The following is a 12,373-nucleotide window of genomic DNA, read 5'->3' on the forward strand; positions in this document are numbered from 1 at the left end:
CGCGACATCGGGACCGCCGGACGGCCGGGCTAAGTGGTCAGCTGGGCGATATTGGCGGCAGGCATGAGTGAGCTCAAGCAGCGCGTTCCGGTCCATAGGGGGTATCGGACTCCGGATCATGTACGGGTCACCCCACGAGCGCAGGATTCACCGGGGTCTGTTGCCGGCGCGGCAGCTTTAGCCCCGCCGTCCGTCCCATTTCCCGACTTCAGGTCGGCGAAACTCCGGCTTGCGAGCAGTTCCCGGCGCGAGGGCATCCGTTGGGCAAACCGCTATCGGCATCTGCTGATCGCCGCAGACGCCCTGGTAATTGCGGCGGTGACTGCGGTCGCCCACATCACCCGGTTCGGGTTGAGCACCGTGAGCTCGGTGCAAGTGGGCGAGTTCCGTGTTGATTACCTGTACATTTCCGTAATCATCGCGGCCGCCTGGATGGTTGCGTTGGGGCTGTACAAGAGCAGGGATGCGCGGATCGTCGGCATCGGAATCGACGAATACCGGCGGGTCGTCAGCGCCAGCGCGATGCTGCTGGGCCTCATCGCTCTGGCTTGCTTTGTTCTAAATGTCGACGTAGCCCGCGGATTCTTCGCCCTCGCCCTGCCCGCCGGGCTGACAGGCCTGCTGGCGGCCCGCTGGAGCATGCGTCAGTGGCTGTCCAGGCAGCGGGTTCACGGCCATTACCTTTCGCGTGTAGTCGTGCTGGGCCGGCCGAATGACGTCCGGTACGTTGTCAGCCAGATAGAAAAGAAGTCAGGTGCGGCGTACAAGGTCGTGGGTGTCGCACTTTCCGGGTCCGCCGGCGCCGGCACCTTCACCCAGGGCAGCCATGTCCTCAACGTCGTCGGAGACGAACGGACCGTCGTGGAAGCTGTGGCTTCCGTCGACGCCGATGCTGTCATCGTGGCGGGACCCATGAAGGGCGGCAGCCGTTACATCCAAAGACTCGGATGGAAGCTGGAGCAGTCGTCCACCGAGTTGATCCTCACCACCGGACTGACTAACGTCGCCGGTCCCCGGATCCATTCCCGTCCCGTGGAGGGACTGCCCCTCATGCACGTGGAACTGCCGCAGTACGCCGGCGCCAAGCATGCTCTCAAGAGGCTGTTCGACATCACGTTGGCTGCAGCGGCGCTAGTGGCGCTCATCCCTGTGTTTCTTGTCCTCGCGGTGATGATCAAGCGGGACAGCCCCGGGCCCGTGATCTTCAGGCAGGAACGGGTAGGGCGCGGCGGTGAGAAATTCAACATGCTGAAATTTCGCTCGATGGTCGAAACCGCGGAGGACGATCTCGCCGGGCTCCTGGAACACAACGAGGGCGCGGGGGTGCTCTTCAAGATGCAGAACGATCCGCGGGTCACCGGGGTGGGCCGCTGGATGCGGAAGCACTCCCTCGACGAACTGCCGCAGTTCTGGAACGTCCTCAAGGGCGACATGAGCCTCGTCGGTCCACGGCCCCCGCTGCAGCGCGAGGTCGACAACTACCACCACAAGGTGCTCCGGCGTCTCTACATCAAACCTGGGCTGACAGGCATGTGGCAGATCAATGGCAGGTCGGAGCTGAACTGGCGTGACAGCGTCCGTCTGGATTTGTACTACGTCGAAAACTGGTCGCTGGCCGGAGACCTGATCATCCTTTGGCGCACAGCAAAGATGCTCATCAATCCGGTCGGGGCCTACTGACAAACCGAGGTTTTCTGTTCTACAAAATTGAGAAAGGCAAAACAATGACCACACTTGTTTCGGGGGCTGGTGGATTCATCGGAGGCCATTTGGTGGCCCAACTCCTCAAAGACGGACAATCTGTCCGGGCAGTAGACCGCAAGCCTTTTGCAGAGTGGTACCAGGTGCACCCGGAGGCGGAGAACGTGCAGGGCGACTGCTCGCTGCTGGAGACGGCCCGGGAGGTCAACCGGGGTGTGCAGTACGTCTACAACCTCGCCGCGGACATGGGCGGCATGGGCTTCATCGAGAACAACAAGGCAGCCTGCATGCTGACTGTGCTCACCAGCACCCACATGCTCATGGCAGCGCAGGAAGCTGGCGTTGAGCGGTTCTTCTACTCCAGCTCAGCTTGCGTTTACGCTGCGGGACATCAAACGTCCGCCAACGTCATCGCACTGCGTGAGGAAGACGCCTACCCCGCACAGCCGGAAGACGGTTACGGATGGGAGAAGCTGTTCACCGAGCGTATGGCCCGGCATTACCGGGAGGACTTCGGGCTGCAGACCAGGATCGCCCGGTATCACAACGTCTACGGCCCACACGGCACTTGGGACGGTGGGCGCGAGAAGGCGCCGGCCGCACTCTCGCGCAAGTTCGCGCGGGCGGCACTGACGGGCGACACCAATCTTGAGATCTGGGGCGACGGGGAACAGACCCGCAGCTTCATGTACATTGACGACTGCGTCCAGGGCACGAAGGACATCCTGCACGGCGACCTGACCGAACCGGTAAACCTGGGATCCTCTGAATTGGTCTCGATCAACCAGATGGTGGATCTCCTCGAGCAGATATCCGGCACAGTGGTGACCAGGCACTACAAGCTCGACGCCCCGCAGGGAGTTCGCGGGCGGAACAGCGACAACACGCTCTTCCATGCCACCTACGGCTGGGAACCGTCCATCACGCTCAGGACAGGACTGGAAAAGACCTACGAGTGGATCTTCGACCAGCTCAAGGCGCAAGGGTGAACCCCCGTGCGCATCCATATTCACGACTTCGCCGGGCACCCGTTCCAGGCAGAGCTGTCCCGGGAACTCGCCGCGCGGGGACACCACGTCGAACACGCCTACGCGACCCAGTACCCCAGTGGCAAGGGAAAGCTGGAGCGCCTGGACGGGGACCCGGACGCGTTGACTTTCCGCGGAATTACCGCCGTTAGGACATTCGAGAAGTATTCGCCGCTGGGACGGATGCGGTTCGAGAAGTCATTTGCCCGGGCCTGGGTCAGCCACCTCGAGCAGACCCGTCCCGACTGCGTCGTGGCATGCAACGTTCCGTTGTTCGTACTGAACAGATTCAGTTCAACGATGGCAAAGTCGGGGCAGCCCTGGGTGTTGTGGCATCAGGACCTCTTCAGCAGGGCAATCGGAGAAGAGATCAGGAAGCGGCTGCCTGCGGCTGTCAGTCCGGCAGCGCAGCGATGGGTCACGCGCACGGAGAAGAACCTGGTCCGCAGCGCCAGCCAGGTCGTCGCAATTGGCGAGGAATTCCGCCGGGCTTACCGGCGCTGGGGCCTCGATGTGCGCCACGTTTCTGTCATTCCAAACTGGGCGCCGCTCGGTGAAATCCTTCCCGGGCCAAGGGACAATGGGTGGGCGCGCGCCCATCTCCCGCAGGCCCGGGAGATACGTCTTCTCTATGCCGGAACGCTGGGCCGGAAGCATAACCCGCTGCTGCTGATTGATCTCCTGCGCGGCGCCCTGGACAGGGGCATCCCGGCGCGTCTCGTGGTCGCCTCGGAGGGGGAAGGGATTGAAGCCGTGCGTGAGATCGCGGAGCGGCAACCGGAATTGCCGATCACCCTGCTGCCGTTCCAGCCGGCCTCCGAACTCTCTGACATGCTCGGCTCCGCCGATGTGCTCCTTGCCCTCCTTGAACCCGGGGCGTCAAAGTTTTCGATACCCAGCAAGGTGCTTTCGTCCTTGGCGGCCGGCCGTCCGGTCCTGGGACTCATGCCACGGGACAATCCAGCGGCCCTGGACATCAAGGCAGCCGGCGGGTACGTCGGGACTCCGGACGCGCAGGGCGTGGTGGGTGCCGCCGATTGGCTCCAAGGGATGGCGCAGTCGCCGGCGGCGCTTGTGTCAGCCGGAGAGCGAAGCCGCCAGCTTTCCGTCGAGCGGTTTGGAATTGGTCCGATCGCTACCCGCTTCGAAGAAGTGCTGGCCAAAGCCGTTGCGGACCGCCCGCTGGCACCTCAAGGGTTCGCCCAGACTGCCGAGGCGGTGTCCTGATGCCAGCGCAATCATCGCCGGACGCCGGACCAGGGCGGCAGACGCCCGTCATTGATTTGGCCAAGGCACCGGGCGCGGGTGAAGCCTGGGACAGGCCACGGGCAGTTGTCTATCTGTGGGGGGCCTGCGAGCTGTTGTTCGTGAGCAACCCCTGGCAGATAAGTTCACGGCTCCGGGTCGCCGTGCTGCGGGCCTTCGGCGCCGAGATCGGTCCGGGCGTCACATTCCGGCCGCGCACCCGCGTCAAGTTTCCATGGAAGCTGCACATCGGGGCCGGCTGCTGGATTGGGGAGGGCGTCTGGTTCCACAACCAGGACGATGTCTACATCGGCGCCAACGTTGTGGTTTCACAGGAATGCTTCATCACGACGGGAAGCCACCGCGCGCGCAGCGACATGGGCCTCATAACCAGCCCCGTGTATATAGACGATGGTGCATGGGTCACCTCGCGCTGCATGGTGCTCGGCGGAGCCCACATTGGCCAGTCAGCCGTCGTGGAGCCGCTCACCGTGGTCCGCGGTGACATTCCACCGAATGCTGTCTACGGGCGGGTGCCGGGCCCATCAGTGATCAGGGAACGGTTCCGGGACAATGATGTCCTGTGATGGCACAATGCAGCCTAGGGGGTAGCCATGGTGGCCAGGGTCTTGGAAATCAACCCGTACATTTTTTCGGCGAGGTACTGATGGCCGGCGTCGGTCGGGTGGACGCCGTCGGCACCGATGAGCTTGGAATCGGCGCCGAAGAACCAGCGCTCGCTCAGCGGGTTGACGAACTGAATGCCACCGGCAGACGCTGCCTCGGAGATCGCTTTGCTGTCACTAAGGATGAAGTCCGGCACGCGCTCGTCGACCCAGGCCGGCCCGACGACGATCAGCTTCGCGTGGGGCGCCCGCTCGTGGATCTTTGTGTAGAGATCAGTCGCAGCCGCGGCCATTGCTGCAGGGTCCTGCTTACCGTCGTTCCTGCTCCCGAAGACAAGGACCAGATCAGCCGTCGAGCGCAAGCTGGTGGTGGCGGCTTCGGCGAAAGTGACTTTCTCGGTTCCCCTGACGATGTACCCGGCGCCGGGATGGCCGATGACGTTCATGTCGACCGGATGGGACTCCGAGTAAAAGCGGGACCCGACGATCTTTGCCCAGTTGGCTGCTCCGTAGCCACCCTGGTCGGAGCCAACAACGTAGGAGTCGCCGATGATGTCAACGTTAGGGACCGCAGCACGGCTAGATTCCGGCGTGCTGGCAGCTGGAACCGGCGAGGGGCCGGCCCCGTTGCCCCGCGCGGTGAACGCCAGGACAGCAATGATGACCGCCACCACGGCCAGCAGGCCAAAACCAAGTTCCTTCAGGTGACGGAACCGGAAGGATGATCTGGTCCTGTTTGTGCTCTTCAGAAAATCCATTCGCAAAGACTATCGGCAATCCACTCTTGAGGGGGAAGTGAATGCGTAAGATACCAGCTTCGATCCTGATTCAGACGAAAAATGAAGAGGCGAGCATCGAGAGGTGCTTGGCGGCACTGGGCGACTTCGACGAGATCATCGTGGTCGATTCAAACAGCACCGATCGGACGGCGGAACTTGCCGCCGCCAGAGGTGCGACCGTCATCAACTTCACCTGGAACGGGGCGTACCCCCAGAAGAAGCAGTGGCAGCTTGAACATGCGCCGACCCGCCATCCCTGGATTCTGTTTCTTGACGCCGACGAATTTCCGAGCCAGGAACTGATCGAGGAAATCGCCGTCATCGTCTCGGATCCGCTGGAACGCCGCGTGGCTTTCGACATCCCCATCTCCTATCACTTCGCTGGCAAGGTTCTCAAACACGGCCACCGGGTGGTCAAGCGTTCGCTGTTGAAGCGGGGCTTCAACCGCTATGAGGACACTGGTTTGGTGAATCTTCCGGTGATGACGGAGCTGGAAGTGCACTACCAGCCAGAGGCGACGGGCGAGGTGGGGCGCACTTCGGGCCTGCTGGCACACCACGATCTTGACCCGGTCCGCACCTGGTTCGACAGGCACAACAAGTACTCCGACTGGGAAGCCTATATCCATGCCGACCCGGCCATGCGGCGCTCGGTGCGCTCGTCGAAAAGCCTGCAGGGGCAGCGCTTTGACGTCGTCCCGTTCAAACCACTTGCCTTCTGGGTCTACAGCTACATCGTCCGGGCCGGCTTCCTGGATGGACGGGCCGGCCTTGACTACGCCGTCGCCCTGGCTTCGTACTACTGGCAGATCGGCCTGAAGACCCGCGAACTACAGCAATACGGCCGTCGGCTGGCTGAACATGCCTGAAAAACGCGCATCGTCGAGGCCGCCCCTGAGCGTGCTGCAGATCGGCGGCCTGGCCGGACCGGGCGCCGTCGCGGGCGGTGTCTGGGCGGTCGCGCGCATGCAGAGTGCAGCGCTGGTGCGCCACGGCGCCGCTGTTGAACTCGTCGGGGGCTGGCTCGGCGGCCGGCCGGCCACTCGACCGGAACCACATGAAAGAATTTTTCCTGTCCGGCGCCCGTTCCGGGGCGCCCGTCTCAGGGGCCTGATTGGGGTCGGTCTCGTCAGGCATGTTTGGGACCGGAGCCGCCAGGTCGACGTCGTTCAGCTGCACCTCTGCCGCGACTTCATCACAACTTCCAGCGCCCTCGTGCTGCGCGGTGCCGCCATTCCCGTCATCGCCCAGGCACACGGCATGCTTGCAGCGCCGCGTTCGCGCGGATTGCGCGTGTTCGATGCGCTGATCTTCCGACGGGCGATGCGGACGCCACAACTATGGCTGACCCTGACGGAGGCCGAGGAAAGGAACCTTGAGTCCCTCGGCGTGCCGAGGACGAAGATGCGCCGGGTGGTGAACGCGACAGCCGACCCCGGCACCGTGTGGGAAGACCCGCAGACCCCAACCTTTCTGTTTGTTTCACGGCTTGCGGCGCGCAAGCAGCCCACGGTGTTCGTCGAGGCAGCGATTGCCCTCCTGCGGGAGGGATCGGAAGCCCGATTCGTGGTTGCAGGACCTGATCAAGGCGAACTGGAGACCGTGCGCCGCTTGATCGACGCTTCAGGCTTCCGGGACCGGTTCGACCTTCCGGGGGAGTTGACGGAATCTCAGGTGCTGGAGGCACTGTCCCAGGCGACCGCCGTCGTTTTGCCGGCCCGCCACGAGCCTTACCCGATGGTGATCATCGAGGCCGCGGCTGTGGGTACGCCCATCATTCTGACCTCGGAATGCGGACTGGCCGGGGCCTTGCAGAAAGCGGGTGCGGCGATTGTCGCTGCGCCCACGGCCGATGCCTTCCACGCAGCCATGGCCACAGTGGCGGCCAATAAGGATCTGCGGTACCGGCTGAGTGTGCGGGCCCGTGAGCTGCACTTGGGTCTATGGTCTGCCGAATCCCTCGCGGAGAGTCTCCTGGGATTGTATGCGGAGGCGATAAATGCTGGCCGGCAGTGACTTCCGAAGCCCGGTCAGCCTGCCGGGCGAAAAAAAGTCCGGAATCGGTGCGGCGCTGGCGATCCTGACTTTTCTGTGTTTTGCCGTGGCCATACCGCTCATCCTGCGGTCGACGTCGGAAGCCTCCTACAGCGATACTGACTTCCTCATCCGGTACTCGGTGCTCCTCTATGCAGCCTTCCGCATGAGCGTCATTCTGTGGAAGGACCAGGTGCGACCGGTAGCCGGCGTCTTCTGGATGTTCGTCTATATCTGCCTCGGCGTTGTTCCACTGGCCCAATTGTCAACCGGCGCGTCAACCGTACTGGCCGTCCAGGTCGACGATTCGACTTTGTACGCGACGACCGCCATCACTCTTCTCGGCTGCATCAGCTTCGATCTGGCCTATCACCTTAGACTCTTCCGGAACTTGGGAGGCCCGGCGCCCGTGCGCAAGCTGCGGAGCATGGATGCCCTGAGGATCTTTGCGACAGCCGCGATCCTGGGCGGGTTGATCTACGTGGCTCAGGTCGGCGGAATCAGCGTGTTCTTTGCCAGCCGGCAGGAGGCGAGCCAGGCCCTGGACCAGGTGAGCCCCGACAGCGGACAAGCTGCCCGGGCAATCATCTCCGCCTTCGGTTCCGTAACCTGCCTGGTGGCGCTCATTTTCTACATCCACGTACTCCGGAAACTCCGAAGCTCCCTCAACATGCTTGACGCTGTACTAATAGTCGGCCTGGTGGTGCTCAACGTCGTCGTCAACAACCCGATCTCCAACTCGCGTTACTGGACGCTGGCTGTGCTTTTCGGACTGGTTATGCCTCTTATCGGGTCCCGCAAAGCCCTCTTCAACGTCGCGATCGTCGGCGGGGTAGTGGCGGCGATCTTCCTTTTTCCGTTAAGCGACATCACCCGCCGGGCAGCGGGGACCGGCGTCATGCTCCAAACGGACTCGGTGTGGCGGATGATCTCGACCAAGGACTACGACCAGTTCAGCATGCTCGCGAATACCCTGGGGTTCACCCGGGATGAGGGGCTGACCTGGGGCTACCAGTTCCTTGGCGCCTTGCTGTTTTGGGTGCCGCGCGTCGTCTGGCCGACCAAACCGCTGGACAGCGGTGTTGAAGTCGGCCAGTGGATGAGCAGTGCCAACGTCAACCTGTCGTCCCCGCTGTGGGCAGAGGCCTGGATCAATTTCGGAGTAGTCGGGGTGGCAGTCACATTCGCCCTGCTCGGGCTGCTCAGCAGAAGGCTCGATGTCGGCTTCGGCGCGGGTGCATTGTCCGCCGGATCGGTGGGCTATCTGGGCGTCTCCATCTTCTCCGGGTACATGTTTATCCTGCTCCGCGGCTCTCTGCTGCAGTCGATGGGGAGGCTGCTGATCCTCGCCCTGGCCATTGCTGTTCTGAGCGTGGGCGCCAAACGAAAGCCAGGTGACACGAAATGAGTACGGACAAGCTCGAGCGTCCACATGCCGCGGGGCCCGGTTTTGCTCAGTCTTTCAGGGAGCTCAGCTTGGCGCAGAAGGGCAAGAAGGGGGTGCCTCTGTACTGCCTGTACGTCAACCGACCGGCTGGCCGGGTGGTCGCAGCCGCGCTCAGGAACACCCGATTCGGCCCCAACCACGTGACTTTCGCGGGGGCGTTCCTTACCTATGGGGCGTTGCTGTGGCTGGCCTTCGGTGCAGGAACCGGGGCAGGTTCCGCTCTGGTGGGAGTAGTGCTCGCCGCCGGGTTCGTCCTCGACTCTGCAGACGGGCAGCTGGCAAGACTCCAGGGACGCAGCTCAAAATTGGGTGAGTGGCTCGACCATGTGCTGGACAGCGGGCGGATCGTCGTCCTGCACGGAGCCGTCTTCTGCTTCCTCCTGCGCACAACTTCCATCCCGGCGCTGCAGCTGGCCGCTCTGTGCGGCGTGTTCCTTTTCGCTAACTCCACAATTTTCTTCGCTGGCGCACTATTCGATCAGCTGACCCGTCAGTCCGGGCAGCGCCCATCACATCCCGGCCGCGATGCCCCACCTTCCATAACGCGATCAATTCTCACGTTGCCTGTCGACTACGGCATGACCTGCCTCGCCCTGATGACAGTGCCGTGGAGCAGCATATTCCTGCCCTGCTACGCGGTGTTGGCGATCTTCCATTGCGTCTTCTGCGCCGCCTACGTGGTGAAGTTTTCCCGTGCCCTGGCAAGGATGGACTAGATGGCCCGTATGAGCAGGTACGTTGCCTTCGGCGATCAGGCCGTATCCAGCATCTCGAACTTCGTCGCGGTAGCCATTACAGCTAATGTTGCGACCGCTGGCCAGTTCGGTCAGTTCTCCTTGGGCTATGCCGGTTTGCTCCTGTTCCTGGGCGCCCAGCGTGCACTCATCGGAGAGACGCTGCTGGTCAAATACTCCGCCGCGGGCTCCCTGAAGGCCTCGGTGAGGAGAGGCGTTTTGGGTGCCAGCGTACTGGTTGCAGCCGCCACCGTTCCCTTGCTGCTGGCAGGTGCCGTCCTGGCTGACCAATCGGCCCGCCTCATCTGGTTTGTCATCGCCGCCAGCCTGCCCTTCGTGCTCCTCCAAGACACGCTCCGGTATCTGTTCATCTGCGAGCACCGGCCATGGCGGGCGCTGCTCATCGACGCCGTGTGGGCCGCATTGTCGATCACGTCCATGGCGGCTGTCGCGGCCACCTCCGGAGCCGTGTGGGCCGTCGTTCTCTGCTGGGGCGGCGGCGCAGCGGCAGCACTGGTCCTGGGACTTCTGTTGGGGCGGGTGCTGCCTTCGCTGCGCGATGGCAGGCGCTGGCTGGGCGTCAACCGTAACCCCGGTCTTCGCTATCTCGGAGAGTTTTCAGCGCTCAATGCGTCCAACTTCGTCGTACTGTATCTCTTGGCGCTGCCTCTTGGCGCTGCTGGCGTGGGTGCGCTGCGGGCAGCGCAATTGCTGTTCTCACCCCTCAACACCGCCTTTTCCGCTATCAAGATGGCTGTCATTCCCGAGCTCGTACGCGCCAAAGGCACTACGGTCTTTCGAACGCGGCTGATCGAGACGTTCGTGGTCGTAGCAGCCATGGCCGGGCTGTGGGGTGCTGCCGTCATGCTGCTGCCGGGCTCCATAGGAGCCCTCGTGCTCGGCGCATCCTGGGAGGCAGCGTCCGAACTGCGACTTCCCTACTTGGTGCAATACCTGGCGATGGTTCCCTACACCGTCTTGCTGGCCTACTACAGGTCCGTCCAGGCGAACAGGCTGTCGACGCTCATGCGGGCAGTTCTGGCCCTGCTGACGCTCGTGCTGCCGCTCGCCCTGGCGTATGCAGGCGGCACCGTTGGCGCCGCCTGGGCATTTGCGCTGGCAGTGGCGGCCGCAGTGGTCGTCGGGGGGGCTGCCACCGTTGTGTCGAGAGCGCGGTCCCGTTCGCGGACAGAATCGTCGTCGCATCGGCCGGATCCGGCGGAAGTCGAGCTCCGGCGGGCTGCTGACGCCCGGTGAGCGTGGGAGCAACACGCCGGGTGGCCGGCGCCGGGCACCCGGTCTAGGTGACCGAGACGCCCCTGAACTGGACGGGGACCGGGGCAGGGTAATCCTTGCAGAGACTGATATAGCCGCCGCGATACTCCCGGTCCATCGTCTCTCCGGACCATCCGGCCCCGTCCACCCTGGAGAACCGGATGGAGGACGGCGTGACGTCGATTTTGAAGTGCAGCCATTCCCCGGGCTTTATGGGTGAGGTCGCGATCGTCTGTAGCCGTGTGCCGGCTGGATTCCCCGGGTCGCGCCGGTACAGGACCAGCTCTCCGGCCGGCCGAATGATCAGGTGATAGCCCCCGACGCTGCTTGGCACCAACACCCGGTAGGGGGTGTCATCCTGTTGCCCGAACGCGATTCCGGCGTGCTGAAGGTTCGACGGGAGTTCCTGTGGCCAACACATTTCGAACGTAATGCTGTGGATTTCTTTCGTGACAGGACCCATCGAACCCAGGCGGTAGCTGAAGTTCTCGCTCTTATCCAGCACCACCGATGCGGATGCCGCATCGATCACCGGTTGGGCTCCCCAGCCTTGGTCGACAGTCCAAGGAAGATCGCCGGCGGCCCGGGAGCCGGTCGAGAACGAGTCCTTGGGTTCCGCAGACGCCGACGTCACGTAGGGGATGTTTGAGCACATCAGGCCCTGAACGCCCAGGCGGGTTATGCGGTTGGCAGTGGAACGAGTATGGATTTCCCAGCAAATTACGGGCTTGCCGTAGGCCACGACCTTGCTGACCGTCGCGTCATCGGCGGTGTGGTAAACGCCAAGATAGTCGAATCCGGCGGCGAGCTCGTCCAAACGCGGAATGGCATCCGGCATGAAGTACCCCCACGTTTTGTAGCCGCGCTTGGCGGCTGCCGCTACCTGGAGGGCGGGGGCCGGCTGCTTCCAGATGAAATGCTCGGTGGAATTTGGGTAGCTGTCCATCAAGTCAAGGAGCGTTCTTGTGTTCGTGCCTTGTTTGTCTTCGATGAAAATGACATGCGAAGCCGCGAACCGGTCCAGGACGTCCCGTAACTTCGGAATAGCCTCAAGAGCCGTCGACGGGCCAAGCCAAGCGCGGGCATCGACCCGGAGGCCGCTGAGCTCGGCATAGGTAAGGTCCGCGACCTTGCGGTCCTGCCCGGTCACCCTGAGCGCACTTTGATCGTGATGGCACACCAGCACGCCGTCCTTGGTGGCGTTCACCGAAACCTCGAGGGCCGGAACACCGAAATTTACCGACTGCGCGTATGCCTGCATAGTGTGTTCCGGCCAGTTATCTCCAGAGCCGCGGTGCGCCACAAAGAAGCGATTCTTTTCAAATAGCGTGGCTACCGTGTGAATTTCTGGGGTTTCAACAGGCGGACGGGCGGGCGTGCATCCGGCCAGAAATAATCCCGAGGCTCCAAGGAGGATGGCCTGGCGCCGGGAGAGGGGTCCGGAATTTTCCGGAATATTCCCAGTACTGGTTCGTACTTTCCCTGCACTTTGATTTGCATGCAT

The 12,373-nt window shown here is 63.0% G+C and carries 11 protein-coding genes; 9 read left to right on the forward strand and 2 right to left on the reverse strand.

The window, feature by feature from the left end; all coding sequences use genetic code 11:
- The first annotated feature begins 63 nt into the window (after positions 1-63).
- The 4 genes from C566_RS0109085 to C566_RS0109100 are packed head-to-tail and all read left to right on the forward strand — an operon-like array spanning position 64 to position 4,561.
- The gene (locus C566_RS0109085; RefSeq protein WP_081627296.1) at positions 64-1,680 is read left to right on the forward strand and encodes a sugar transferase; all 1,617 of its coding nucleotides are present in this window, start codon (positions 64-66) and stop codon (positions 1,678-1,680) included.
- Between the two features lie 44 nt (positions 1,681-1,724).
- On the forward strand, positions 1,725-2,690 hold the full coding sequence (locus tag C566_RS0109090; RefSeq protein ID WP_026266531.1) for an NAD-dependent epimerase/dehydratase family protein: 966 nt from the start codon (positions 1,725-1,727) through the stop codon (positions 2,688-2,690).
- Between the two features lie 6 nt (positions 2,691-2,696).
- On the forward strand, positions 2,697-3,956 hold the full coding sequence (locus C566_RS21200) for a glycosyltransferase family 4 protein (RefSeq protein WP_018774021.1): 1,260 nt from the start codon (positions 2,697-2,699) through the stop codon (positions 3,954-3,956).
- A complete protein-coding gene (locus C566_RS0109100) occupies positions 3,956-4,561 on the forward strand; it encodes an acetyltransferase (protein ID WP_051082285.1) in 606 nt (201 codons plus the stop codon). The genes C566_RS21200 and C566_RS0109100 overlap by 1 nt, the downstream gene beginning before the upstream one ends.
- Positions 4,562-4,575: 14 nt before the next feature.
- On the opposite strand, the gene C566_RS21205 is transcribed toward C566_RS0109100, so the two are convergent.
- Entirely contained in the window at positions 4,576-5,358 is a 783-nt protein-coding gene (locus tag C566_RS21205; RefSeq protein WP_018774023.1) for an SGNH/GDSL hydrolase family protein, read from the reverse strand.
- 41 nt (positions 5,359-5,399) lie between these two features.
- On the opposite strand from C566_RS21205, the gene C566_RS0109110 reads away from it, so the two are divergent.
- The 5 genes from C566_RS0109110 to C566_RS0109130 are packed head-to-tail and all read left to right on the forward strand — an operon-like array spanning position 5,400 to position 10,851.
- Positions 5,400-6,248: a glycosyltransferase family 2 protein gene (locus C566_RS0109110; RefSeq protein ID WP_026266533.1), complete on the forward strand. Its 849-nt coding sequence runs from the start codon at positions 5,400-5,402 to the stop codon at positions 6,246-6,248.
- Complete coding sequence (locus C566_RS22095; protein ID WP_081627297.1) at positions 6,241-7,395, forward strand: glycosyltransferase; 1,155 nt, start codon at positions 6,241-6,243, stop codon at positions 7,393-7,395. The genes C566_RS0109110 and C566_RS22095 overlap by 8 nt, the downstream gene beginning before the upstream one ends.
- Positions 7,379-8,821, forward strand: coding sequence for a hypothetical protein (locus tag C566_RS0109120; RefSeq protein WP_018774026.1), 1,443 nt, complete (start codon positions 7,379-7,381; stop codon positions 8,819-8,821). The genes C566_RS22095 and C566_RS0109120 overlap by 17 nt, the downstream gene beginning before the upstream one ends.
- Positions 8,818-9,576 carry a CDP-alcohol phosphatidyltransferase family protein gene (locus tag C566_RS21215; RefSeq protein WP_018774027.1) on the forward strand — a complete coding sequence of 253 codons (759 nt, stop codon included), beginning with the start codon at positions 8,818-8,820 and terminating at the stop codon, positions 9,574-9,576. Before C566_RS0109120 ends, C566_RS21215 begins: the two co-directional genes overlap by 4 nt.
- Entirely contained in the window at positions 9,577-10,851 is a 1,275-nt protein-coding gene (locus C566_RS0109130) for a hypothetical protein (RefSeq protein ID WP_018774028.1), read from the forward strand. It abuts the gene before it with no gap.
- Positions 10,852-10,894: 43 nt separating this feature from the next.
- On the opposite strand, the gene C566_RS0109135 is transcribed toward C566_RS0109130, so the two are convergent.
- Positions 10,895-12,373 (reverse strand): glycerophosphodiester phosphodiesterase, encoded by a 1,479-nt coding sequence (locus C566_RS0109135; protein WP_081627298.1) that lies wholly within the window; start codon positions 12,371-12,373, stop codon positions 10,895-10,897.

Origin of the sequence: Arthrobacter sp. 131MFCol6.1 (assembly GCF_000374925.1) — a bacterium.
Classification (GTDB): domain Bacteria; phylum Actinomycetota; class Actinomycetes; order Actinomycetales; family Micrococcaceae; genus Arthrobacter.